Raw genomic sequence first — 25549 nt, 5'->3', positions numbered from 1 at the left:
GGTGATTTTTTTGTAGGAAATAACTTATATTATTTGTATTCCATAATCAAATAAACAGACGTGGTTTCTCCAATATTTAAAACTTCGTGCGATGTTATTGAGTCTTTGCTAAAGGTATAACCTGTTGGTACATTGACTTCTCGCGTCCCTGTATGATCAGTAATTCTAAATTTACCTCCAACTAAAGTGTAACCAACATGTGGATTGTGATAGTGTTTCTCATGGCCTACACCTGGCTCAAAAGTGCATTTAAGAACTCTAAGTTCTTTATTATCTTCTAAAACTTCGCATACAGCATTACCTTTCCAACCTGCCTCTAAAGGATCTGGTAATGCGTTTTTATTTTTGCAACTTGAAAACCCTATTGCAATAAGGAAAACGAGTTTAAAAGCAAGTTTCTGTTTCATTCAATTCATTTGCAAGCAAGATAATCATTTCAGGAATGTTATCCATTACTAGTTTGTGATTTAGAGAAGTCTAATTTGCGGTTCTTGATCCGAATACGGTAAATACCAGTAATTATGTTTTCATAATTCTGATATTTTATTTTTATATGTTGGTCTATTTTTATTAGGTCTCAATGAGTTCTATTTATGGCTTCATTTCTATGATTTTTCTAAAATCAATGACATCTGGTGTAAAGTCTAATTTCGTACTAAAAGATTCCGTATTCTTTTTCTAAATCAGCAATCAGGTTTTTAGTCGATTTTTGCGTCCAAGACAAATAAAAATAATACAATTTTAAGTCTCTTTCAAATAAAGAGATTTGATTGTAATAGTCAATTAATGCAACACCAATTGGGTTTAATAATTCGAAATTTTTATTATTCAGTAACTCTTTATAATTGCATGTAAGGTCGAATGTCTCAGTATTTAAGTCGTCAAAGGATTGCCAATGATTTGTTTGTTTCCATAGATACAAGTTCGTACACATATTAAAAACATCTACAAGGCTTTAGCGATTAATAGTAAAGCTGAATTAATCAAAAAGTCGTACAATAACGAGTTGTAATTCAAAGGTCAACATACGAAAAATCATAACTTTTGCGTTAGTTTAAGTATGAAGAAAGTTATACTCATCCTTTTTATATTGGCATCGCTTGCTGTTTTAGCCTTTCAGTTTCAACCTGTAAAAAAAGCGGTTACTATAGTTACATCGAGTATCGAAACTCCTAGCCTTGTTAATAAGGATAGTTTAACGATTGCTTCGCGAGTGAATTTACCCGAAAGCTATAAACGTGTAACTTATAAAAAAGGAAGTTTTCAAGATTATCTCAGAAACTACAAACTAAAACCCTTCGGAAGTAAAATTATCAATTACGATGATACCAATTATTTTTGGCAAGGAGGTCATATCGGAATTTTAGAAGTTCCTGTGCCTAAAAACGGATTACAACAATGTGCAGATGCATTAATTAGAATTAGAAGCGAATACCTTTGGGACAATAACAGAAAGGATGAAATTGGTTTCAAATTTACCTCAGGGCATTATTGTTCTTGGACTAAATATGCAGAAGGGTATAGGCCTAAAATTAACGGTAATAAAGTAAGGTTTCATAAAACGGCAAGTGCCAATACTTCAAAAGAAAACTTCTATAAATATTTGAATTTAATTTACATGTATTCTGGGACTTTATCACTTTACAACGAGTTAGAATCCGTTGCCGCTAAAGATTTAAAAATCGGTGATATGCTTATTAAAGGAGGTTCTCCCGGACATATTGTTATGATTACAGATGAGATTATTAATACTAAAGGGGAAAAGTTATTTTTATTGTCTCAAGGCAATACTCCAGCGCAAAGTGTACATCTGGTTAAAAATCTTGTAGATTCAACGATTTCTCCATGGTATCATTTAGAAGATGATGCTGTGATTTCAGTTTCAAATTATACGTTTGGAAGCTCCAAATTTGTGCGTTTTAAATAGCAAGTTTGTATCTTTGCATAATGAGTAAACCACTTACACCTCAAGAAGTACATAATCTTGCCATGAACCATGTTGGTAAAGACCTAGAAGCTCGTGGTTTCGAGTTTGTAGCAATCAATTCTAAGTTGAAACGTCATCCGCAATTTGTCTGTATCGATAAAAATAGTCAGTATTATTTTGTGGTTGTACGCGCTGTTATTTTACCTGAAAACCCTAATAATTACGATGTGGTTTGGATGGAAACCTTCAAAAAACATGCCTATGAAAAAGATGCAAAAGTGTTATATGCAGGTGTTGGGTTGGGAAATCCTGAAGGTGAAGGTTTGCCGATTTATTTAGATGAAGAATATCTTATTGAGTATAATGGGATTCAGGTCATTGAAATGAATTTAAATTAATATAACATCCGCTTTATTAGACTAATCACAGTCTAAATCAATCTACATATTTATGAAAAAAATAGTTTACCTATTTCTAATTAGCATTGTTTTTTCTTGTAATCAAGAACCTGAAAACATTAAAATTAGTGGCCCTGTATTTGGTACAGCCTATAATATCCAATATTACACAACGGATGATTCAAATTATAAAACACAGTTTGATAGTCTTTTTGCTGTGGTAAATGAATCGATGTCTACCTATATTCCAGATTCAAAAATATCTCGAATTAATAAAGGAGAAAGCGTAGAATTAGACGCACATTTTACGCGTGTTTTTAATAAAGCCAAAGAAATTTATAGAGCAACTGAAGGAGCTTTTGATCCTACCATCGGATCGGTAGTGAATGCATGGGATTTTGGGCCAGAAGGAAAAATTACCAATATAGATAGCACGACTATTGATAGTTTAATGAAGTCTGTGGGGTATAACCGCATGGGATTGAGAGATAATAAAATTGTTAAAAGTTCTAAATCGTTTTTAGATTTTAATGCCATTGCAAAAGGTTATGGTGTGGATGTTATTGGTGAGTTTTTAGAAAGCAAGAATGTTACCGACTATTTAGTTGAAATCGGAGGAGAAATACGCGTAAGAGGTATTAATCTTGATAAAAAATCCCCTTGGAAAGTGGGTATCGACGATCCAAATTTTGAAGGAGAGCAGTCGTATTCAAAAATCATCGCTTTACAAGAGGAAGCCATGGCAACTTCTGGCACATATCGAAAGTTTAAAATTGATGACAACGGTAATCGCTATGCGCATATTATTGATACAAAAACGGGGTATCCTTCTAAAACTAATATTTTAAGTGTTTCTGTTTTAGCTGAAGATTGTATGACGGCTGATGCTTATGCCACGGCGTTTCAGGCTATGGGAATAGATAAAGTAAAGGCATTTGCAGAGCGACATGCCGAATTAAAAGTGTTTATTATTTTTGAGAATGAAGCAAAAGAATTTGAAACACTTTCATTAAATAACTTTCCGGAATAAGTGATTTTTTAGGTGACGAAGCAAAAAATAAGGTGTCTTATAAATGCTATTAATCATTATAAAAAAGTTGTTCCAGGTTAAGGGGGGAACAGCTTTTTTTTTGTTCAGATAAATAAATACAGCAATTATATTCTATTATTAAAAAGCATTAATCAATACCAACAACCAACCCACTACTAAGAGTAAGCCACCAATCGGAGTCACAGGGCCTAAAAAGCGAAGTTTTTTGCCTTTAGCATCAGATAAAATCAAGCCGTAAATACTAAACGAGAATAATATAATACCGATTGTGAAACACCAATACGTTGCCGAGGTAACATCGGTATTGCTAAGACCTAAAGCTAGCAAAACAATGGCATGATACATTTGATACTTTACACCAACTTCAAAACTATGCAATTGATCTGTAGATAAGATTTTCTTTAATGCATGGGCGCCAAAAGCACCAAAGATTACGGCGAGCATACCGAATAAAGCTCCAGTTGCAATTATAATGTGTTGCGTCATTTTAGTATGTTGTTTTATTTATAAACTACAGGAATAATTTCACCTTTCGCTAGGCAGTATTTTTCAATGTCTTCGTTAGAAAGGGTAGCCGTATAATCCACTTCTTCAACTTTAAAACCTATGGAACGAAGCTTATCAAAATAATCACGACCATAAACACGAACATGATCGTATTGTCCAAAAATTTTAGCACGCTCATCTCTGTCTGTAATAGAATCATCTTCAAAAGTTACGGCTCTATCTAATTCTTGTGGAATCTGAAAGATACCATACCCACCAGGTTTCATTACTCTGTATAATTCTTGCATGGCTTTAGTATCATCTGGAATATGTTCTAAAACATGATTACAAAGAATTACATCATAACTATTATCTTCAAAAGGAAGGTCGCAAATATCGGCTTTGACATCTGCAATAGGTGATAGTAAATCGGTAGTCGTATATTTTAAGTTTTTAAGACTTCTAAAACGTTTTAAAAAACATTGTTCAGGAGCAAAATGAAGAACACTTAATGCTGAATTGGATTCAGTATCTCTTGAAAAAAAATTAGTTTCTTTATTAAGATATAACCACAATAATCTATGACGTTCTAAACTTAATGTAGATGGAGATAATACATTGTTTCTTTGGTTACCGTAACCATAAGGTAAAAACGTTTTAAAACTTTTATTATCGATTGGATCCGTGAATGTATCTCCTTTTAAAAAGAAAGCTAATATTGGGCGTGCCACGTAGCTTAATCTTATGAGTAAAGGTCTTGGTATGGTGTTTAATATAAGTTTGAAGAGTTTTTTCATAGTGTTACTCAGTGATACACAAAGACACACAGAGTTTCGCGGAGTGCTTACTCGATTGTGTTTATGAATCTTTTTATTCCGTTTTTTAGAAGCTTAGTATTAAAGTTGAGTAATAGTCCTGTTGGGTAATCCCCTAATTTCTTGTAAGTCAATATTTGAGCAGTATGAACATCTGTGAATTTCTCAACAGTTTTTAGTTCAATAACTATTTTGTTTTCTACTAATATATCAATTCTGTAACCGTGATCTAAAGTGATATCTTTATAAATAATAGGTCTTGAAACTTCTTTTTGAACTGAATAGCCTAATGCTTTTAATTCATAAAACAAACAGTCCTGATAAGCGGATTCTAAAAGGCCTGGGCCAAGTTCTTTATGCACTTCTATAGCTGCTCCTATAATATTTTCCGTAATTTTATCGTAAACCATAATATCAAAATTATACTCAAAACGCTCCGTGAATCTCCGTGAAAACTCTAAGTATCTCTGAGAAATAACTATTTAGTGATAGCAAGAAACAATACCGTTACTTAATTCAGAAAATAAAAATAATATTTACGCTTCTATTTGACTAGAAATTAAATCATAAATACCATCCCAAAGTGCAATTCTATGTTGTAAAGCGGCTTTGGCAACGTCTAAAGTTTCATTCCATTTTTGCTCATCATTACCACATAATTCCTCTATCATTTTTAATGAAAGTGGGCCGTGTTCATCACCATCTAATTCAATGTGACGCTTTAAATAATAGGTTAATTTACTATAGGTGTTGTCGCTGGTTTTAGACTGATTGATAATTTGAAAAAACATATCAGGTATCACATCTTCACGACCAAAAGTAAATGCCGAGGCAATTTTGTGCGGTTCATTTGTTGCAATTACCTTAAATGTGAAATCTACAAATTTTAAGGTTTCAGCATTCAACGTTACTTTTTCTGCTGCATGAGATACAGAATCATTATTTTGAATATGATTAACAAAACTTTCAATTTGCGAAGTGCTTGCTCCAATTTGGTGCATCGCATCTAAGTACATTTCATAATGACTTTTAGGCTCTCCTAATTCATTAATATCACTTTCTTCACCAAGAACAATCTCGTTAATAAAACGAGACGTCGATGGATTTTTAACAGGAGTCCAAGGCACTCTAGTGTTCGTTAATTGATTTTGAAGCGCTTTTAATAAAGACATAAAATCCCAAACGGCAAACACATGTTGCTCCATAAAAGTTTTTACATCTTCAATAGAAGATAAAGCACTATATAATTTATGGTTGTTAAGTTCAGACCTTAAGTCTGTTAATTCGTTTTCTAAATACTTAATTGTCATGAGAGTCTATTAAATAACGAGTGCTTTTTGTCTAAAAGCATCTTCTTCATTTGAAGTAATGCCTAAAGCTTCGTGAACATAAGCAAAAGTTGAAAGTATTTCTGGTTTCCCATCTACAATAGCAACATCGTGTTCAAAATGTACACTTGGTTTTCCGTCTTGTGTTACAATCGTCCAACCATCACTCAATTGTTTTACTTTATGCGTTCCTAAATTGATCATTGGTTCAATGGCAACCACCATACCTTCAATAAACTTCTTACCACGACCACGTTTTCCATAATTAGGCATTTCAGGATCTTCGTGCATTTTTCTGCCTAAACCATGACCAACTAATTCTCTAACGACACCATAGCCTTCAGCTTCTGTAAACTGTTGAATTGCAAAACCGACATCACCAACGCGATTGCCAATTTTTAATTGCTCAATACCTTTATAAAGTGATTCTTTAGTAATCTGAATGAGTTTCTTAGTCTCCTCTGCAACATTTCCTATTTCAAAAGTATAAGCGTGATCACCATAAAAGCCATTCATAAATGACCCACAATCTATTGAGACAATGTCACCATCTTTTAATGGAATGTCTGTTGGTAAACCATGAACTACAGCTTCATTAACACTACAAAGCAACGTTGAAGGACAATCGTAAAGGCCTTTAAAGCCAGGTAAAGCACCATGATCCCTAATGAATTCTTCAGCGATAGTATCTAAATGATTCGTGGTTACACCTTCTTTTGTTTCTTTAGCCAACATACCTAAGGTTTTAGATACGATGAGCGCACTTTGACGCATTAATTCAATCTCTTCTGCTGTTTTTACTATAATCATGATTCAAAATATTGAGCGGCAAAGATAGGGAATTATAACAATTCTTAAGTATTTCTAAAACATGATATATAACAGTTTCTAAATGAGTTTTCTATTATATGTTTGCAGCATTAAATGGCATAACTATGTATAAAACAGTAACAGCAGAAGAGGCTTTAAAAGTGGTAAAGTCAAATGATCGTGTATATATTCAAGCAGCAGCTGCAGCACCTCAAGCACTTGTTAAAGCATTGTCGGCAAGACATGAAGAACTTCGTAATGTTGAGATTTGTCAGTTACATACCGAAGGAGTTGCTCCTTATGCTAATCCGGAATTGAAAGACAGCTTCCATGTTAATTCATTTTTTCTCGGAAAAAATGTAAGACATACCATAAAAGCGGGTAATGGATCTTATACTCCTGTTTTTTTAAGTGAATTACCGCGTCTTTTTCAGCAACGCATTTTAGAACTTGATGTGGTTTTGATTCATGTTTCTGTTCCAGATCGTCATGGGTATTGCTCTTTAGGTGTTTCTGTTGAGGCTATTTTGGCTGCTATAGATAATGCTAAGACTGTGATTGCTCAAGTAAATCCGCAGATGCCAAGAACACATGGAGCAGGAATTATTCATATTTCAGAAATCGATTATTTTGTAGAAGCGAATGAAGAATTGCCTGTGCATCTCATGGCTGAACCTAATGCTATAGAACTTAAAATAGGAGAATACGTAGCCAGTTTAATCGAGGATAGAAGTACACTTCAAATGGGAATTGGTTCTATTCCTAATGCCGTTTTAACGCAGTTAATGAGTCACAAAGATTTAGGTTTACATACGGAGATGTTTTCAGATGGAGTTATAGATTTAATTCTTAATAATGTTATAAACGGTAACTATAAAAAGATTAATCGTGGACGAGCGCTTTCAACATTTTTAATGGGATCCAAACGCTTGTATGATTATGTAGATGATAATCCGTTTGTAGAAATGCGCGCTTCAAATTATACAAATAACGCAGCATATATTAAACAGAATCCTAAGATGGTTGCCATCAATTCTGCAATTGAGGTTGATGTAACAGGTCAAGTATGTGCAGATTCAATTGGTTCTGATATGTATTCTGGTGTCGGTGGACAAATGGATTTTATTAGAGGAGCATCATTGAGTGATGGAGGTAAAGCTATTATTGCCTTACCATCGGTTACTAAAAATGGGGTCAGTAGAATTGTTCCTGTTTTAAAACCAGGAGCAGGTGTTGTAACAACGAGAGCACATGTACATTATGTCGTTACGGAGTACGGGATTGCGAATCTATATGGTAAAACAATTAAAAATAGAGTAAAAGCTTTAGTCAATATAGCACACCCAGATCACAGAGAGGATATTGAGAAATCTTATTTTGATTTAATAAACTAGAAGACCTACTAAAATTGCCACCACTTTTTATTAGCAGTAGGAATTTTAGGTTCTTCATTGGTGATAATTTGATAAACTTCGCCCCAACCGAGAATACCTCCGATATTTCTATCATCTATAAATAGATCAGCATGAATTTTACGACTTCTACTGTAATCGTATTTTTCTTCAGGAAAACTAGCATTTACAGCATAAAACTCAATGCCATTATCTTTACAGAAATCAACAGCCTCTTGTAGTTTTGCACCATTTCTATACGTCCAAAGAATTAATCGATGACCATCTTCTTGAAGCTTTTTTAAGGTTTCAAAAGCAAAGATGCGCGTTTTTCCAATTTTAGGATAAGCATCTTCTACAATGGTGCCATCGAAATCTACGGCTACTATTAATCTATTTTGAAAATTCATGCTATTTATTATAATCTAGGGCAAAGTTACACTATTACGAAATTTATACAAGACTTTCTCTAGTCATTGCTTTAGGCTGAGGTACACCAATTAACTTTAAAATGGTTGGAGCTATATCGCCTAAAACACCGTCTTTAATGTTTTTTAAATCTTTGTCTATTAATATAATTGGAACAGGATTAGTTGTATGAGCTGTGTTTGGACTGCCATCAGGGTTTATCATCGTTTCGCAGTTACCATGATCAGCAATTAGAATAGTGGTATAATCATTTTCTAAGGCTGTCGTCACAACCTCTTTGACGCATTTGTCTACATGTTCGCAAGCTTCAATTGCTGCTTGCATAACTCCTGTATGACCAACCATATCACCATTGGCAAAATTTAAACAAACAAAATCAACATCTCCTTTTTTAAGTTCAGGAACTAGCGCCTCTGTTAATTCATAAACACTCATTTCTGGTTTTAAATCGTAAGTCGCTACTTTTGGTGAGTTTCTTAAAATCCGAGTTTCTCCTTCAAATGGTTTTTCTTGGCCACCTGAAAAGAAAAACGTAACATGAGGATACTTTTCTGTTTCAGCAATACGAATTTGCTTTTTATGATGTTTTTCTAAAACTTCCCCTAAGGTTTCTGTAAGGTTATCTTTATTGAAAACAACATTAATACCTTCAAAAGTACTATCGTAATTTGTAATGGTCACATAATGAAGATTCATTTTGTGCATGTTGTACTCATGAAAATCTTTTTGTGTCAATGCTTCTGTTAGTTGTCTTCCACGATCGGTTCTAAAGTTGAAAAAGATCACAACATCATCTTCTTTAATCGTCGCCACAGGTTGGTTATCATTACCTGTTACAATTAAAGGTTTTATAAATTCGTCTGTAATGTCGTTTTCGTAATTATCTTGAATCGATTGTAATACATCTTTGGTTTTGTCTCCTTCTCCATTTACTAAGGCATCATAAACAATCTTTACACGTTCCCAACGCTTATCTCTATCCATGGCATAATAACGACCCGTTACGGATGCTAATTTCCCAGAGGTTTTTTCTAAGTGATCTTCTAATTTCGAAATAAAACTAAATCCAGATTTTGGATCTACATCTCTACCGTCTGTAAATGCATGCACAAAGACATTTTCTAGTCCATAATCATGTGTGGCATTTAAGAGTCCGAAAAGATGATTAATATGAGAATGCACGCCACCATCACTAACTAAGCCTAAAAGGTGTACGTTTTTATTATTGACTTTAGCGTATTCAAAAGCTGTTTTTAAAACAGGTTCCTCACGAAGCGTATTATTTTCTACAGCAAGGTTAATTTTTACTAAATCTTGATATACAATTCGTCCAGCACCCAAGTTCATGTGTCCAACTTCACTATTTCCCATTTGTCCTTCTGGTAAACCAACATGTAAACCGTCTGTTCTTAAACTGGCACTTGGGTATGTAGTGTAAAGAGAATCTATAAATGGAGTGTTTGCATTGTCTATAGCGGAAACTTTAGGATCGGGTGATTTTCCCCAACCATCTAAAATCATTAAAATAACCTTTTTATTCATGTGAAATATTTTGAGTATCAAAGATAATACATACAACGCTACAACAAATCTGTATGTTAAAAAAATTTGGCATGTTAACTCTATTTTAAGTCTTTCTAATTAGTTCGTAAAGATCTGTTTATGTTTTGTGATGATATTAACATATTTATTTTCAAAGCGTTAAAGAAATGTTATAAAATATTTTTTAGTGTAACACTTCAAGCAATATGTCGTCTATTTAGTATAATCAAAAAACAATCAATTAAATTTAAAATCTTTCATCATGAAAAAATCAGTAATCGTATTAGCCTTAGCATTAGGCTTCTCAGTTTCAAACGTAAATGCATCCAATGATCTTAAAACTTCAGGTTTAAATGAAGTTATTGTAAACACCGTTGAGGTAAGTCCTTTAACTAGGGCTGTTGCAACCGGTAACTTAGAAGAAGTAAATAGGCTTATAAAAGCTGGTGCAGATGTTAATGCAAAATCTAATGGTATGATGCCAATTCATTATGCCGCAAAATATAATCGTGTAGAAATTATCAAAGCATTAATTACTGCAGGTTCTGAAATTCACAAACCATGTGATAAAGGATATACACCAGTAAGACACGCACAGAAATCTAACGCAAAAGAAGCTGAAATGTTTCTTAAGCGTTTTAAAAAGAAAAATGTCTAGGAGTAGACAATTATTTGAGTTAGTTAGTTGAAAAAAGCGCCCCTAAAGGCGCTTTTTTGTTTCTATACCAGACTTATTTTAAAAAAGCTAGATCCGAATGAGTTGCTATTTCATAAGGCTCCTTGTTATATTCGAAAATACGGGCTTCTAAAGTGCCTTTTAACGTAAGTTTATCGCCTTCAACTGCAATCCAACTGCCTTCTCGTAAACCAATTACAGGTTGGTTGTTATACGCGTGAAATTCTTTAATGCGAGTAGCTCTCGTTTCCCCCATATGTGTACTCCCTTCAATGGGATCTAAGTAATGCGGATTAATATTAAAAGGTACAAATCCTAAAGTTTTAAAACTTGGTGGATATACAATTGGCATATCATTGGTAGTATTCATCGTTAAACCACAAATATTACTGCCTGCACTGGTGCCTAAATAAGGTGTGCCATTTTTAACGGCTTCTTTTATAGGCAGTAATACTTTATTTCTATAAAGCTGTGAAACCAGTACAAAAGTATTGCCCCCTCCAACAAAAATACCTTGTGCGTTTTTAACGGCTTCTGCTGCATTTTCAAATTCATGAATGCCTTTTACTGTTTTTCCTATCTTATTAAAAGCTTTAGAAACTGTACTTGTATAATCATCGTGCGAAATACCGCCTGGTCTAGCATAAGGAATAAATAGAATTTCATTTACAGATTTATAATGATCCTGAAGTTCTTCTAATAAATAGTCTAAATAACCACTGCCATGGATTGTGGAAGTACTTGCAATAATAATTGATTTCAAAATAGTAATATTTAAATTATACAGTTTTACAAAGAACGCTAATCTTTATGAATTGTTCTATTTTCTAATTTAACAAACATTTACTAGTCAATTCCTATGAGAATTGAAGAATATACCCGAAATTTAGTACAAGAAATAAAATTAGAAAACGAGCATGTTAAAATTGTTTCCAATTAAGGAGATGATTAATCGCAAACTACATGTGATAATAATAAAAAAAACCAGTCAAACATATGAAAAAAATACTACTCTTAATATTCGGAATTGCTACATTAACCGCTTTTAGTCAGGATATTGAACGGATTACCGTAAATGGTAGAATCGTCGTGTCATCTGAAGATAAAGAAGGCGTTGCAGTTTTTAATTCTTCTTCCAATCAAGGAACCTATACTGATGAAGATGGGAATTTTGAAATAAAAGTAGCACTTAATGATGTTGTGGAATTTGGGGCACTTCAATTTAAAGATTTTAATGTTATAATCACAGACAAGGTCATATTCTCTAAACGTTTAACGGTTATTCTTGTTGAGGAAGTCAATAAATTAGATGAAGTTGTTCTTCTACCATTTGACCTAACGGGTAATTTAGGAGCGGATTTAGAAAGCGTCAGAACTTACAACGTAAGCCTAGATGCTGTTTATTTTGGTTTAGATAATATTGAGGATTTTGAGTTCTCTGCAGATTATAAGACCAAAGCAGATAATTTAGCTTTTAATGAATACAATCCACATATGGGAGATATGGTAGACTTGGTTAATGTCGCTGGATTTCTGATTAAAAACGTGGTTGATTTTAGTAAAATTAAATTTAAAAGCAAGAAAGATGTTATGTTAGAGAAAACACCTTTCAAGAAAGCTTTAGATACCTATAGTATCAATTATATTCACAACAATTTTGATATACCTTTAGACCAGGTGGAGTCATTTATTGACTATGCTGATAAAGAAGGCATAGACGATAGCTTATTTGAAGAAAATAAGGAAATGCAACTTTTAGAACGTATTTCTCATTTAAGTAAAGCGTTTTTAAAAGATACTAGTGGAAAAGAGTAAAATTCTTTATCTCGTTGTTGCCTTAATAAATGTGTTATTTGTTAGCGCGCAGCGAAGCGATTTAAATGGTAAGCTAATTGCAAACGATGAGGTTGAAGGCCTTCACATACAAAACAAAACAGCAGCAAAATATACCATTTCATTTGAAGACGGAAGTTTTGTAATTCCCGCCAAAGCTCTAGATACTTTAGTGATTTCAGGAGTAAAATACCAAACCCAAGAGGTTATTGTTTCTGAAATCGTAATGTATTCAGGTGAGTTATACGTTCAGATGATTGAAAGTGTAAACGAGTTAAATGAAGTTGTTGTCGGAAAAATTTTTACAGGAAGTTTAGAATCCGACCTTCAAAATCTTGAAGTTGAACCCGAAATTAATTTCTACGATCTTGGAATACCAGGTTATAAAGGGAAACAACTTACTCAAAATGAACGCAAACTGTACGATGCAGATGCAGGAGCTATGGTTGGATTGGTGGGTGGGATTTATGGCGGAGGTCCAAGTATTAACCTCAATAAATTATTAAACACCATTAGCGGAAGAACAAAAAAACTAAAAGCTATTGTAGAATTAGACGATCGTAATGCATGTATAATACACATGAAAGATAACTATGAAAATTATATTTTTGAAAATGATTCCTTAGCTGAAAATCTACGTGTTGAGTACTTTCTATTCTGTCAAGAAGATGATGACTTCTTAACATTGTGTAAGAAGAATGATGATATTGCTATGCTCGAGTTTTTACAAGCTAAGCTAAAAGTATATCAAGAAAATAGAAAATTGACAACTAAAGACTAACTTTGGACGGCGTTTTGTAAACGTATATTACAATCCAAATACACAACATGAAACTACGATATTTTGTAAGCCTCCTTTTTACACTTCCATTTTTAATTTCCAATTCTAATTCACACGAATATTACGTTAGTGTCACAGAAATTGAATACGCCAAAGAGCAACAATCCCTTCAGATTATAAGTCAGATTTTTATTGATGATTTTGAAACTTTACTCAGAAAGCGTTATGATGAAAGTATAATACTCGCTGGTAAAGATGAATCAGAAAAAGTAGAAACTTATATGAGTCGGTATTTAACTGATAAATTAAAGGTTAAAGTTAATGATACTAATGTAAATTTTAAGTTTATCGGTAAGGAATACAAAGACGACATTACCTACTGCTATTTAGAAATAGAAAATGTTTCAAATATCAAATCTATCGCGGTTACCAATCAGGTTTTATTCGATGTATTTTCAGACCAACAAAATATTGTTCGGTTAAAACTTTTAGGTAAAAATAAGAGTTTTTTGTTGGTGCCAGAGAATGATACTAGCGTGTTAAATTTTAAGTAATACAATATCAAAGCCATTATAAATTCATATTTTAGTCACCACTTTAACAACAAAAATCTTTTATGAAAATCTTTAAATTTTTCTTATGTGCTCTACTTTTAACCTCTTTTAGCACATACGCTCAAGATGACGAAAAGGCAGAACGCCAACAGGGTCATACTAATGAAAACAAATTCAAGCAGTTGTACGAAGAGTTTTCTACACCCAACGTTTTTAGAACGGGTTCAGGAGCACCAGGTCCAGGATATTATCAGCAGCAGGCAGATTACAAAATGGATATTGAAATCGATGATGACAATGCAAAATTGCATGGTGATGAAACGATTACATATACTAATAATTCGCCAGATGATTTAAATTACCTCTGGGTACAATTAGATCAGAATATGCGTGCGAGAGATTCTAAAACCCCACTGATTAGTAGTTCTGGTATTTCGCCAGCTACAGTATCTTCTAGAGCTGTAAAATCGTATTTAAAAGAATCTTTTGATGGAGGTTTTAATATAGAGCATGTTAAGGATGTTAGTGGTAAAGATTTGCCTCATACTATAAACCGTACAATGATGCGCGTAGAATTGCCAAAGGTTTTAAAATCTGGTGAGAAATTTTCGTTCCAAATAAAATGGTGGTACAATATTAATGACCACGTAAAGGATGGTGGACGTTCAGGATATGAGTATTTTGAAGAAAACGATAACCGTATTTATGTGATGGCGCAGTTCTATCCACGTATGGCTGTTTATAATGATGTAGAAGGTTGGCAGAATTCTCAATTTTGGGGACGTGATGAGTTTGCCTTACCATTTGGTAATTTTGATGTGAACATAACAGTACCTGCAGATCATATTTTAGATGGTACAGGCTATTTAGTAAATCGTGAAGACGTATTTACTAAAGATATGATGAAGCGTTTTAACAAGGCGAAAAAATCTTACGATGAACCTGTAATGATTGTGACACAAGCTGAAGCTGAAATTACCGAGAAATCTAAAAGTAAGAAGAAGAAAACATGGAAACTGTCTGCACAGATGGTTCGTGATTTTGGTTTTGCAACCTCTCGAAAATTTTTATGGGATATGATGGCTGTTAAATTAGGCGAAAAAGATGTGATGGCGGTGTCTTTATATTCTAAAGAAGGAAATCCACTTTGGGAGCAATGGTCAACAAAATCTGTAGCGAGTACATTAAGAACGTACTCTAGAATGACATTTGATTATCCGTATCATAAGGCCATCTCTGTACATGCACCAATGGGAATGGAATATCCAATGATTTGTTACAATTTTGGTCGTCCTGATAAAGATGGTAATTATTCTGATAGAACAAAATACGGAATGATAAGTGTTATTATTCACGAGGTTGGTCACAACTGGTTTCCTATGATTGTAAATAGCGATGAGCGTCAATGGACATGGATGGACGAAGGTTTAAATACCTTTAGTCAATACATCGCAGAACAAGATTTTGCAGAATGGTATCCAGCAGCGTTGTCGCCAAGCGATAAAGCGTATCCGTCTAGACGAGGACCGGCTAAAAACATAGTGAGATATATGGGAGGCAATCAAGATTTCATTGCGCCAATTATGACGAAAGGTTTAAATACGTACCAATTTGGAAACAATGCTTACGGTAAACCTGCAACCGCATTAAATATTTTGAGAGAAACTATAATGGGGCATGATTTGTTTGACTACTCTTTTAAAGAATATGCCAACCGTTGGAAATTTAAGCACCCGACTCCTGAAGATTTTTTCCGTACCATGGAAGATGCATCAGCAGTAGATTTAGATTGGTTTTGGAGAGGTTGGTTTTATACCACAGATTATACTGATATTGGTATAAAAGAAGTTAAGAGATTTGCAGTTACAGGAACACCAAATGATAATGGAAAGCGCCTAGCTGAGCAATATAATAGAGATCCAAGTAGCTTAGTTTATTTTATTGAAGAAGGAGCCGAAGGTTATGACGATGCGATAAAAAGTGCAGGAACTATAGATAATTTGCCTACAGTGAAAGAATACATTATGGATAACTTTTCACCAAAGGAACAAAAAGAATTTAAGACGGCACCACAGTATTTTTACGAGGTAACCTTTGAAAAGCCAGGTGGATTAGTAATGCCAATTATTGTAGAATTTACTTATGCAGATGGTACTAAGAAGAGAGAAACGTATCCTGTTCAAATATGGAGACTAAATGATAAACAGGTTAGTAAAGCCATTGCAAGCGATAAGGAAATCGTTTCTATAGCTTTAGATCCAGATTTAGAAACAGCTGATGTTGATACCACTAATAATGCTTGGCCTAAAGAAGTTAAAGATAGTGACTTCGATAAATTTAAAAATAAGTTAAGAGACTAGTAATTAGTGTATTATATAATTTGGCCGACTTTATTTAAAGTCGGCTTTTTTTTATTTTTAATTTGAAGTGGTATAATCCACAAACTCACTTTATATTTGCATCGTGATACATCAACTTACAATCTTGTTTATAGGAGCTGCCGAGATAATGGTAATACTACTCATAGTGGTATTAGTATTTGGTGCAGATAAATTACCTGAAATTGCGCGTGGTTTAGGTAAAGGTATGCGTCAATTAAAAGATGCAACCAACGATATAAAACACGAAGTGACTAAAAGTGCTAAAGAAAGTAACATTATAGATACAGACGTAACTAAAAGTGTGACTGACGAATTAAACAAAGTAAAAGATGATCTTGAAGACTTTACAGGATCCTTAAAACGCAATAAGTAATTGCGTATTTCTTAAAAATACACTTCATTTTTTAAAACAACCGTAAATACTAGAAGTAATTAGTGCGTTTTATTTAATATATTTAGAGAATTAATAATCGTCTAAATTTTATTATATGAAAAAAATGTACACTTTGGTAGTGCTTCTCATAGCGATTACCATAGTATCTTGTTCTAAAGATACTGTTATTGAAACTGAAGCAGAAGCTGTTGAGTTTTCTGAAAATCCTCTAACTATTGAACAAATTAATCAACGCATTAGTGAGAGCATTAGAACTACAGGAGATTTTGATTGGAATACGGAAGACGCACATTTCTTATGGAGCGCGTTAATGCATGGGCAAAATGTACTGACTGTTGGTTACGGTAATGAAGGTCAGAGTTTTGGCGAAGCTGGAGATACTGATCTTCAAAACAAAAAAATTAACTTAATTGCTACGATTCTTAATAAAGAGGACGTCATTAAAAGCGATTTCAAACTTAAGGAAGATGATATCCTAACTGTCTTTGATGCAGAAGTAACTAAACTTGAAACCATTATTGCTTTAAGAGAAAGCGCTAACGTTAGGTATTTAGAGCCAAATGGTTATAATCATTATACTGGTGAGGTTCAAGAAAAATCGAGCTCAGGATGTGATACAAGTGGAGATTCTATTAGTTCAGCACATTATTCAACTATTGCGCCTAATAATGCCCAAGTGTCTTGGCATTTTAATGAACACAATATACCAAATGCTTGGAATTTTTCTACAGGCTCTGGAGTCACTATTGGATTAATTGATACAGGAGTTTCAAAAACACAATCACTTTTAAATTCAGTAGGAATTAATGATGGCTATTCTTCAGGGCGTTTTGTTCAGAAATATGGGACATTTATTGATTCCAATTGGTGGTGGTCTAGCAATTATGATGGTCCACATGATAAGTGCGGACACGGAACAGCAATGGGCTCTACTATGGCGTCTCCGAGAAACGATAATGGCATGCCAGTTGGTGTGGCTTATAACGCCAATTTGGTTGCTTATAGAGCGACAGAAGATGTGTTATTAAATGATTATCATGAACGTAAAGGGGTGTCTCAAGCTTTAGTAGATTTAGGAAATAGAAGTGATGTTAAAATTATTTCTATGTCCATTGGTTACGTATGGTCTATTGGTAATATTAAAGATGCAGTAAAATATGCTTACAGTAAAAATAAATTGATTTTTGCAGCAGGCGGAACGTCTACGAGTTTTACCAATGGCTTTGGTGTTATATTCCCAGCAACCATGAGCGAAACGGTTGCCGTTACCGGTGTTAATGATGGCAGTAATTATGAGCGTTGTGATACTTGTCATAGCGGTAGTAAAATCGATTTTACAATTATTATGGAAGGAGATAATAATACAAGTAAAGCACCTCCTGTATTAGGATTTTATGATGGTCAGCGACGTTACACAGGTGGTTCTTCTGTAGCAACAGCAACTACGGCTGGTATAGCGGCTTTAATTTGGTCGAGATATCCAAGTTGGAGTCGCACACAAGTTCTTAATAGGTTAAAACAATCAGCAGAATTTTATCCAAATAAAAACAGCAGTTTTGGTTATGGTAATATTGATGCTTTACAAGCCGTGCAGTAATCTGAAGTGAATAATAAAACGAAAAGCCTCATTAGTTTATAATGAGGCTTTTTTTATATATAAAACGTGATGTTAATCTGCAACTAGAACATGCTTTTTGAAAATAGATTGTAATTCAAGTTCAGGATTGTCTGTTAACCCAGAATGCGTTTTAGAACTTTGTATAATAGTGCTACGTGATGCTGCTAACCATCTAAATCTATCTGATAATTCAAACTGCGCAATCGCTCCGCCAGAGGCGTCTCCTTTCGAAATTAATTCCCAAGATTTTAAGTAACTATTTATGGCGTCTAAATCTAATTCGCATGAAAAGGCATTTAACTTATTTTCGTCGACTTTAAATTTAACTCCTAGAAATTTCTTTCGTTTAGAGAATAAAATGACTCCAATATTGAAAAACTCTTCGCGCTCAACTCTTGGGACAAGTCTAATTATGGCATATTCAAAAGTAACTTTATCTTGCATCTTCAGCTTCTTTTACTAAGGTGTCAATTTTTAAAAGTCTTGAATTTAAGTATTCAATATAGGCTTTTCGCATTTCTTCTGGTGTCAGAGTATCGGATTCATTTGTGAGCCAATCTTCGGGTATCTTGTATATGATATCTTCTATTGTACTTTCATCAAGCGTGTCAACAATGGTTTTAGAGGCTTCGCTTAGAAGTGATGCGCGTTCTAAAAGCACATGATCCTTAATAAGCGGAAACGTTCTGGTAAGATGGTTTTTCCAAGTGTCCCAATTATGATGAAAATAGAAACTGGCTCCATTGTCTATAACCCATAATTCCTTATTCCAATTTAGTAGATTCGTGTTTTTTACCGTTCTGTCTATATTGCTTATAATACTATCGAGTAGTACTATTTTAGAAGAGGTTAGGGCATCTGCAACAGAAACTAAAGGATCAAAAGTTATAGAACTACTTAAATAATGTAACCCTAGATTTAAGCCAACACTAAATTTAAGTAAATCTTGTATTTCTTCATCAGGTTCCGTTTTACTAAAGGAATCATCTAAGTTCATAAAGACTAATTCTGGCACTTTTAAACCAATGGCTCGTGCTAACTCTCCTCCAATAAATTCAGAGATTAACGCTTTTGTACCTTGTCCGGCTCCTCTAAATTTTAGAACATAAAGAAAACCATCGCTAGCCTCGACAATAGCAGGGAGCGAGCCACCTTCTCTTAACGGAGTGATGTATTTAACGACATCTACAGTTCTTATATCAATTTCACTCATGCTTGGTAGATTCTAATTTTCTACTAATGGTTAAGCCGTCTCTAATCGGTAATACAACGGTTTCTATTCTTTTGTCTGATTTTAAAAGTTGGTTGTAATCTAAGATAGATTTTGTTGAAATATCTTTTTCTCCAACAGGTTCAACCACTTTTCCATGCCATAATACATTATCTGAAAGTATAATGCCTCCGGGATTTAACTTATCAATGATTAAATGGAAATAATTGCTGTAGTTGGGTTTGTCTGCATCGATAAAAATCAAATCAAAGGTTTGATTTAATTCTGGAATGATATCTAAAGCACTGCCTGTGTGTTGAATAATTTGTTGTCCATACTCAGACTTGTCAAAATATTTCCGTTGAAAATCAACCAATTCTTCATTAATGTCAATAGTATGAAGATTGCCATTTTTTTGAAGTCCTTCAGCTAAACATAGCGTCGCATAGCCCGTAAAAGTCCCTAATTCTAAAATAGATTGCGGTCTAATTAACTTGGATATCATACTCAATACACGACCTTGATAAGGGCCACTAAGCATAATGGGCTGTAATATTTTTTGATACGTTTCTCTGGTGAGTTGCTGTAATAATTCTGGCTCTTGCTCAGAATGGGCAACGATGTAATTATCTAAATCCTCAGGTAAGAAATACATAAATAGTGCTATTGTAAACGTATTGAATGAATCAATTTACGCTTTTGTGATTACTGTGGTTTCTTGGTTGTCAATTTGTCCATAAAAAATAGAATTAAACCTATTAGTATAAGACCTATCTTAATCGCTAAAGCTGTGGCTTCGCCCAATTCATCAATCTGACTTAAAAACATGATTGAAAGATTAAAGTATGGTAGTACAATAAGTAGTACGCCTGCCAAAGCAATGTAAGCTCCAATTCTTTTCATAATTATTTTGGTTGAAGAATTTTTTAATATAAACGGTTTAAGATAGGATACGTGAAACTAATTTCTGTTTCGCGGCTTCATCATCTCCACATAACCACTGAATAACGTTGTCTTCCCAAATAGCATCACCTTCGGTCTCTGTAATTATCTCGCGCTCTATAGCTAAATCTATAATTTTTCCAGGGTAAGAAGATTGCTTTTCGCTTTCCATTTCTCCAAGTGGATAAGGATCATCTAATCCCATTAAAACTTGTTTAGAGCCTTGATTTCTAATTAATAGTTCTAGGCCACCTGTATCGTGTACCAATGTATCAAAGAATATGTTTTTATGACCAACCGCTTTTCTAGGATGACTTTTGCCTTCAAATAAATCTGGTCGGCCATCAAATCCTTGAATTCGTCTCCCTAAGTTGATTTGTGCCAATTGTCCTCCATGTGCAAAGCAAGTTCGCATATTAGGATATTTGTCTTGGTACCCATTTAAAGTTAAGAAATGATACGCATCAGCACATTGTGCTAACATCCAAATTAAGTGAAATCTCCAAGACGTATTTTCTAGTTTTATGAATTTTTCTCCATCGTAAGGATGAATTTCTACGGCAAGATTGTATTTATTCGCTAATTCAAAAATAGGCTCGTTTTCCTCATCAAAAATACAACGCCAGGTTCCAATAGTATCCATGTAATGGGTTGGTAAACATAGAAGCTGAAGGCCTAAAACTTCAACACAACGTTCAATTTCCCAGCAAGCTCCTCTAACAAAGCCAGGATGAACAACAAAACCACAAGTAAATTTACTCGGATGATTATGTTGAATTTTAGCATTAAAATCATTCTGAAAACGTAAGGCTTGTTTCATCTCTTCAACACGCAATCCGTTACCGTAAAGTTGAGATAGATTTAAAACAACCGCATGGTCAATATTAAAACGCTCCATCCATGCTAATTTTTCATTTAAGAAAAAACTAGAATCCGTAATCGGTCGATTCCAATCTTTTTGAAGCATGAATTTTCGATCTTTGTCCACCCAAAAAATCCCTTTATCTTGCATAAATTGAGGGATTTCCTCTGGATATGGAAGTAAATGTGAGTGGCCGTTTATTCTAAGTTTTCGTTTAGTCATATGTAGTTGTCATGCTGAGCGCAGTCGAAGCATCTCGTTTTGTCATTCCTGCGAAAGCAGGAATCTTATTAATTGGAAATCAACTTATTATTGAGCCCTTTAGTTAGTATGTTTTATGAATTTAGAGTTTTTCCTTTTCGGGAAATCACCCGACCTCTAATTATCGATCTTCACCTTTTCTGGTGGTTCCATTACCTCACCACAATTTGGACATTTACGTTTATCCTTGTCTCCATAATATTTGTCGAAAATTATAGGCATATCGGTTTCAATATTTTCAACAGTGAAATCTTCTTCGTACAATTTGGTCGTACAGTTTTCACAGAACCAAAGTAAAGCATCTTGAACACCTTTTTCTCTAGGATACTCAATAACCAAACCGACAGTATTAGCTCCACGCTGAGGAGAATGTGGAACTTTTGGTGGTAAAAGAAAAATCTCACCTTCTCTAATGTGAATGTCTTTAGGTTCACCATCTTCAATGATTTTTAAAACCATATCTCCTTCAATTTGATGGAAAAATTCTGGTGTTTCATTATAGTGGTAATCTTTTCTACTATTAGGTCCACCAACGACCATCACAATAAAATCACCATCTTTCCAAACCACTTTGTTACCAACAGGTGGTTTTAATAAATGACGGTTTTCATCAATCCATGCTTTAAAATTAATGGGAGGATATATTTTGCTCATGAGGTTATTATTAGGGCGTTACCCTAAAAAGGGTCAGGTTTTTCACTATATCTTTTTTTGCCATATATGGCAGCAAAAAAAGGATGTCGTTGCAACCCTTAACGCAGATTAATCAATGCATTAAAATTACTAATAAAAAATTGAAATTCTACTAAAATAGACCTGTCAGGTTTTTAAAACCTGACAGGTCTTGGGATTATAAGGATTTTGTTCGTCCACCATCAACAGGAAGATTAATTCCGTTAATATAAGCAGCGCGTTCACTTGCTAAAAAAGTAATAGCATCAGCTAATTCTTCTGGTTTTGCGAAACGTTTGGCTGGTACGGCACTTTTCATAGCATTAGCAGCTTCTTCTTCAGTGTTCCCTGTTTTTGCAGATTTGTTCTTTATGATTTCTGCTAAACGTTCTGTTCCTGTAGCTCCTGGTAAAACGTTGTTTACTGTAATACCAAATTGTCCCAATTCATTCGCTAACGTTTTGCTCCAATTAGCCACTGCACCACGGATCGTATTACTCACTCCTAAACCATCTAAAGGTTGTTTTACTGAGGTTGAAATCACATTGATGACACGACCATAACCTTCAGCCTTCATAAACGGAACAACCGTTTGAACTAATACATGATTACATTTTAAATGTTGCGTAAAAGCGGATTCAAATTCGTCAACATCGGCAGAGAATACTGGACCTCCTTTTGGACCTCCTGTATTATTAATCAGAACATGAAACCCATGATGTTTAGAAACATAGTCTGATACTTTAGCTTTTAATTCCGTAGGGTTTGAGAAATCAGCGACAATATAATCGTGTTGTCTTTGTTGCGGTAACTCGGCTAGTGTAGCTTTTAATTTATCTTCATTTCTAGCAATTAGTGTTACTTGTACACCTTCTGCTGCTAAAGCTAGTGCTGTTGCTTTTCCTATTCCTGCTGTGCTTCCGCAAACTAATGCGTATTTGTTGTTTAATTGTAAATCCATAATATTTCCTGCAAATCCAGGAATCTTTTTAATGTAATACTGAAATATGATCAGTACTATCTATAATTAATAATTTCGTTTCAATTTATGAGATAAAAGAGAAAAGAATAAAGAGCATTCGAGTCTGTCTATTCTCTTTTATCTATACTCTTGGTTCTTCCGTTAATACTTTATACAAACATTTTTAGCTTCCGTAAAAAAACGCAAAGCTTCAAAGCCGCCTTCACGTCCAACTCCAGAAGCTTTTACGCCCCCAAAGGGTGTTCTTAAATCGCGCATCATCCAAGTATTTACCCAAACAATTCCTGCTTGCAGTTGGTGACTTAATTTCATGGTGCGTTTTAAATCATTGGTCCATAATGTCGCTGAAAGTCCGTATTTAACTTTGTTTGCCATTTCTAAAACCTCGTCTTCAGTATTGAATGGCATAATGGTGACGACAGGTCCAAAAATTTCTTCTTGGTTCACTCTGCAGTCGTCATTAGGAACTTCAATAACCGTTGGTTCTAAATAATAACCGTTTTCATAACCTTTAACAGTAACTTCATTACCACCACATAACACAGTGCCGTTTTCTTCTTTAGCGATTTCAATATATTCCTTTACTTTCTCTAAATGAGGTTTAGATACTAATGCTCCAATATTGGTGTCTTCATTCGAAGGATGTCCAACTTTTAATGCTTTTACCTTAGCTACAAAATCAGTTTTAAATTTTTTATAAATAGAGGCTTCTACAAAAATTCGACTGCCACATAAACAAATTTGCCCTTGATTAGCAAATGATGAGCGAACCGTTGTATTCAGCATGTCTTCATAATCACAATCTGCGAAAATGATATTTGGATTTTTCCCGCCTAATTCTAAGGATAATTTTTTAAATAGTGGTGCGGCAACTCTCGCAATATGTGCTCCTGTTGCTGTACCTCCTGTAAAACTAATGGCTTTAATATCTTGGTGTTCAATTATGGCTTGTCCTGTTGTTGTTCCTAAACCGTGAACAATATTCAATACGCCATTTGGTAAGCCTGCTTCATTACAGATTTCGCCTAATAAATAAGCTGTCATTGGTGTGACTTCACTTGGTTTGGCAACCACACAATTTCCTGCGACAAGCGCTGGTGCGATTTTCCAAGTAAACAAGTAGAGTGGAAGGTTCCAAGGTGAAATACAGCCCACAACACCAATGGGTTGGCGTAAGGTGTAATTTATGGCTTGTTGTCCTACGGATTCATGACTTTCACTTGCAAATTGCGTGATGGCATTTCCAAAGAATCTAAAGTTACTTGCTGCTCTTGGGATATCAACAGCTTTAGCTAAACTAATAGGTTTGCCATTGTCTTTACTTTCTGCTTCTGCAAAACGCTGTAAGTTGGCTTCTAGTAATTCTGAAATTTTAATTAAGATTCTGCTACGTTCTTCTAGTGTAGTTTGCGACCAACTTGGAAATGCAGATTTAGCTGCTTTGTATGCTTTTTCAACATCTTCTTCTGACGAGTTTGGTATTTGTCCGTAAACCTCTCCATTAGATGGATTATAATTGTCGATCCAGTTATCTTGAATTGGGTTTTGGAAATTGCCGTTTATGTAGTTTTGAATTTTCATTTATAGTGCATCACAATGAAATATTAATAATATGCCTTTATTGAGTAGAGATTCTTTTTTTTCTTTAAAATAATTACTGAGTTCATCATCATGTTTGGTGAAATCGTCTTCAAAGGACTTTATTTTTTCTGAAATGTCATTTCTATGGTTTAATAATTCAGTATCATTATTCCAAGTCATTAGTATTGTTCTACAATTTTCAGCATAATTTTCGTTGTAGATTCCTACGGAATTAGGTTGATTGATTTTGATTAAATCATATTCCGCATCAGTTAATTCAAAGATTCTGTCTGTCACTCCAAAATCTAAATAATCGTTTATACTTACTTTCCAATAGTCGGAAAGATTTATTGTTTTTTTGAAATCAGTTTTTGTAAAATCTAAAGCTAGGTTTCCTATGGATATAGTTGAAATTGAAGAATATAAAGTAATAATATCTTTACCTAAAAAATCTTTAAAATCGTTATTTCTTCTAAATTCATTTTCAGTGTATAGATAATAGTATCCGTTTAGTGTATCACCTTTTTCAGATACAAGATTTAAATGAAAACGATAGGCATAGCCTGCATCTGCAAATGAATAGCAGCTGATAAATAGAAATAAGATTAAAACTATTTTCTTCATT

Annotated in this window: 30 protein-coding genes; 11 read left to right on the top strand and 19 right to left on the bottom strand. The window is 34.0% G+C overall.

Annotation, left to right across the window (positions count from 1 at the left end):
- Positions 1–29: 29 nt before the first annotated feature.
- Together DFQ09_RS01120 and DFQ09_RS18805 are read right to left on the bottom strand one after the other, a co-directional pair.
- Complete coding sequence (locus DFQ09_RS01120) at positions 30–407, bottom strand: cupin domain-containing protein (RefSeq protein ID WP_181897125.1); 378 nt, start codon at positions 405–407, stop codon at positions 30–32.
- 248 nt (positions 408–655) lie between these two features.
- Positions 656–934, bottom strand: coding sequence for a hypothetical protein (locus DFQ09_RS18805; protein ID WP_179348099.1), 279 nt, complete (start codon positions 932–934; stop codon positions 656–658).
- Positions 935–1060: 126 nt separating this feature from the next.
- On the opposite strand from DFQ09_RS18805, the gene DFQ09_RS01110 reads away from it, so the two are divergent.
- From DFQ09_RS01110 to DFQ09_RS01100, 3 genes are read left to right on the top strand one after another with little or no spacing between them, the layout of a single operon-like run.
- Entirely contained in the window at positions 1061–1927 is an 867-nt protein-coding gene (locus tag DFQ09_RS01110; RefSeq protein ID WP_115807748.1) for a DUF4846 domain-containing protein, read from the top strand.
- 20 nt (positions 1928–1947) lie between these two features.
- The gene (locus DFQ09_RS01105) at positions 1948–2325 is read left to right on the top strand and encodes a Na(+)-translocating NADH-quinone reductase subunit F (protein ID WP_115807747.1); all 378 of its coding nucleotides are present in this window, start codon (positions 1948–1950) and stop codon (positions 2323–2325) included.
- 52 nt (positions 2326–2377) lie between these two features.
- Positions 2378–3355 carry an FAD:protein FMN transferase gene (locus tag DFQ09_RS01100; RefSeq protein WP_115807746.1) on the top strand — a complete coding sequence of 326 codons (978 nt, stop codon included), beginning with the start codon at positions 2378–2380 and terminating at the stop codon, positions 3353–3355.
- Positions 3356–3493: 138 nt separating this feature from the next.
- On the opposite strand, the gene DFQ09_RS01095 is transcribed toward DFQ09_RS01100, so the two are convergent.
- The 5 genes from DFQ09_RS01095 to map form a co-directional block, all read right to left on the bottom strand.
- A complete protein-coding gene (locus tag DFQ09_RS01095; RefSeq protein WP_115807745.1) occupies positions 3494–3862 on the bottom strand; it encodes a DUF423 domain-containing protein in 369 nt (122 codons plus the stop codon).
- A 14-nt stretch (positions 3863–3876) separates the two neighbouring features.
- Positions 3877–4659, bottom strand: coding sequence for a class I SAM-dependent methyltransferase (locus DFQ09_RS01090; protein WP_115807744.1), 783 nt, complete (start codon positions 4657–4659; stop codon positions 3877–3879).
- A 47-nt stretch (positions 4660–4706) separates the two neighbouring features.
- On the bottom strand, positions 4707–5087 hold the full coding sequence (locus tag DFQ09_RS01085) for a GxxExxY protein (protein ID WP_115807743.1): 381 nt from the start codon (positions 5085–5087) through the stop codon (positions 4707–4709).
- Positions 5088–5213: 126 nt separating this feature from the next.
- Positions 5214–5987: a DUF3050 domain-containing protein gene (locus DFQ09_RS01080; protein WP_115807742.1), complete on the bottom strand. Its 774-nt coding sequence runs from the start codon at positions 5985–5987 to the stop codon at positions 5214–5216.
- Positions 5988–5996: 9 nt separating this feature from the next.
- Complete coding sequence (map, locus tag DFQ09_RS01075; RefSeq protein WP_115807741.1) at positions 5997–6815, bottom strand: type I methionyl aminopeptidase; 819 nt, start codon at positions 6813–6815, stop codon at positions 5997–5999.
- A 125-nt stretch (positions 6816–6940) separates the two neighbouring features.
- On the opposite strand from map, the gene DFQ09_RS01070 reads away from it, so the two are divergent.
- Positions 6941–8209: an acetyl-CoA hydrolase/transferase family protein gene (locus tag DFQ09_RS01070; RefSeq protein ID WP_115807740.1), complete on the top strand. Its 1269-nt coding sequence runs from the start codon at positions 6941–6943 to the stop codon at positions 8207–8209.
- Positions 8210–8217: 8 nt separating this feature from the next.
- On the opposite strand, the gene DFQ09_RS01065 is transcribed toward DFQ09_RS01070, so the two are convergent.
- Both DFQ09_RS01065 and gpmI read right to left on the bottom strand, forming a co-directional pair.
- Entirely contained in the window at positions 8218–8616 is a 399-nt protein-coding gene (locus DFQ09_RS01065; protein WP_092466719.1) for a BT0820 family HAD-type phosphatase, read from the bottom strand.
- Positions 8617–8659: 43 nt separating this feature from the next.
- Positions 8660–10177, bottom strand: coding sequence for a 2,3-bisphosphoglycerate-independent phosphoglycerate mutase (gene gpmI / locus DFQ09_RS01060; protein ID WP_115807739.1), 1518 nt, complete (start codon positions 10175–10177; stop codon positions 8660–8662).
- A 262-nt stretch (positions 10178–10439) separates the two neighbouring features.
- On the opposite strand from gpmI, the gene DFQ09_RS01055 reads away from it, so the two are divergent.
- A complete protein-coding gene (locus tag DFQ09_RS01055; RefSeq protein ID WP_115807738.1) occupies positions 10440–10835 on the top strand; it encodes an ankyrin repeat domain-containing protein in 396 nt (131 codons plus the stop codon).
- Positions 10836–10908: 73 nt separating this feature from the next.
- Here DFQ09_RS01055 and pepE read toward each other — a convergent pair whose 3' ends face one another.
- Positions 10909–11616, bottom strand: a complete 708-nt coding sequence (gene pepE, locus DFQ09_RS01050) for a dipeptidase PepE (protein ID WP_115807737.1) — start codon at positions 11614–11616, stop codon at positions 10909–10911.
- 233 nt (positions 11617–11849) lie between these two features.
- Between pepE and DFQ09_RS01045 the strand changes: the two genes are divergently transcribed.
- The 6 genes from DFQ09_RS01045 to DFQ09_RS01020 all read left to right on the top strand — a co-directional run bounded on the left by DFQ09_RS01045 (position 11850) and on the right by DFQ09_RS01020 (position 18393).
- Positions 11850–12668 carry a carboxypeptidase-like regulatory domain-containing protein gene (locus tag DFQ09_RS01045; RefSeq protein ID WP_115807736.1) on the top strand — a complete coding sequence of 273 codons (819 nt, stop codon included), beginning with the start codon at positions 11850–11852 and terminating at the stop codon, positions 12666–12668.
- Complete coding sequence (locus tag DFQ09_RS01040) at positions 12655–13467, top strand: peptidase associated/transthyretin-like domain-containing protein (RefSeq protein ID WP_115807735.1); 813 nt, start codon at positions 12655–12657, stop codon at positions 13465–13467. Before DFQ09_RS01045 ends, DFQ09_RS01040 begins: the two co-directional genes overlap by 14 nt.
- Before the next feature lie 47 nt (positions 13468–13514).
- Positions 13515–14021, top strand: a complete 507-nt coding sequence (locus DFQ09_RS01035) for a DUF6702 family protein (protein ID WP_115807734.1) — start codon at positions 13515–13517, stop codon at positions 14019–14021.
- A 62-nt stretch (positions 14022–14083) separates the two neighbouring features.
- On the top strand, positions 14084–16381 hold the full coding sequence (locus DFQ09_RS01030; RefSeq protein ID WP_115807733.1) for a M1 family metallopeptidase: 2298 nt from the start codon (positions 14084–14086) through the stop codon (positions 16379–16381).
- Between the two features lie 103 nt (positions 16382–16484).
- The gene (locus tag DFQ09_RS01025) at positions 16485–16775 is read left to right on the top strand and encodes a Sec-independent protein translocase subunit TatA/TatB (RefSeq protein WP_115807732.1); all 291 of its coding nucleotides are present in this window, start codon (positions 16485–16487) and stop codon (positions 16773–16775) included.
- Between the two features lie 115 nt (positions 16776–16890).
- Positions 16891–18393 carry a S8 family peptidase gene (locus DFQ09_RS01020; protein ID WP_115807731.1) on the top strand — a complete coding sequence of 501 codons (1503 nt, stop codon included), beginning with the start codon at positions 16891–16893 and terminating at the stop codon, positions 18391–18393.
- 72 nt (positions 18394–18465) lie between these two features.
- Here DFQ09_RS01020 and DFQ09_RS01015 read toward each other — a convergent pair whose 3' ends face one another.
- From DFQ09_RS01015 to DFQ09_RS00975, 9 genes are all read right to left on the bottom strand, one after another.
- Positions 18466–18858 (bottom strand): DUF3037 domain-containing protein, encoded by a 393-nt coding sequence (locus tag DFQ09_RS01015; protein WP_115807730.1) that lies wholly within the window; start codon positions 18856–18858, stop codon positions 18466–18468.
- On the bottom strand, positions 18848–19627 hold the full coding sequence (locus tag DFQ09_RS01010; RefSeq protein ID WP_115807729.1) for a HipA family kinase: 780 nt from the start codon (positions 19625–19627) through the stop codon (positions 18848–18850). The genes DFQ09_RS01015 and DFQ09_RS01010 overlap by 11 nt, the downstream gene beginning before the upstream one ends.
- Positions 19620–20279, bottom strand: coding sequence for an O-methyltransferase (locus DFQ09_RS01005; RefSeq protein WP_115807728.1), 660 nt, complete (start codon positions 20277–20279; stop codon positions 19620–19622). The genes DFQ09_RS01010 and DFQ09_RS01005 overlap by 8 nt, the downstream gene beginning before the upstream one ends.
- 50 nt (positions 20280–20329) lie before the next feature.
- Positions 20330–20527, bottom strand: coding sequence for a hypothetical protein (locus DFQ09_RS01000; RefSeq protein ID WP_115807727.1), 198 nt, complete (start codon positions 20525–20527; stop codon positions 20330–20332).
- A gap of 37 nt (positions 20528–20564) precedes the next feature.
- A complete protein-coding gene (locus tag DFQ09_RS00995; RefSeq protein ID WP_115807726.1) occupies positions 20565–21650 on the bottom strand; it encodes an amidohydrolase family protein in 1086 nt (361 codons plus the stop codon).
- A 156-nt stretch (positions 21651–21806) separates the two neighbouring features.
- Positions 21807–22343 carry a 3-hydroxyanthranilate 3,4-dioxygenase gene (locus DFQ09_RS00990; protein WP_115807725.1) on the bottom strand — a complete coding sequence of 179 codons (537 nt, stop codon included), beginning with the start codon at positions 22341–22343 and terminating at the stop codon, positions 21807–21809.
- Positions 22344–22539: 196 nt separating this feature from the next.
- Positions 22540–23322 (bottom strand): SDR family oxidoreductase, encoded by a 783-nt coding sequence (locus DFQ09_RS00985; protein ID WP_115807724.1) that lies wholly within the window; start codon positions 23320–23322, stop codon positions 22540–22542.
- A 162-nt stretch (positions 23323–23484) separates the two neighbouring features.
- Entirely contained in the window at positions 23485–24924 is a 1440-nt protein-coding gene (locus DFQ09_RS00980) for an aldehyde dehydrogenase (RefSeq protein ID WP_115807723.1), read from the bottom strand.
- Complete coding sequence (locus DFQ09_RS00975; RefSeq protein ID WP_115807722.1) at positions 24925–25548, bottom strand: hypothetical protein; 624 nt, start codon at positions 25546–25548, stop codon at positions 24925–24927.
- Between the last annotated feature and the right edge of the window lies 1 nt (position 25549).

This window comes from Winogradskyella pacifica, from assembly GCF_003386275.1.
GTDB classification, from domain to species: Bacteria; Bacteroidota; Bacteroidia; order Flavobacteriales; family Flavobacteriaceae; genus Winogradskyella; species Winogradskyella pacifica.
Note: the sequence above shows the minus strand (reverse complement) of the source record. Positions and strands in the feature narration are given on the sequence as shown.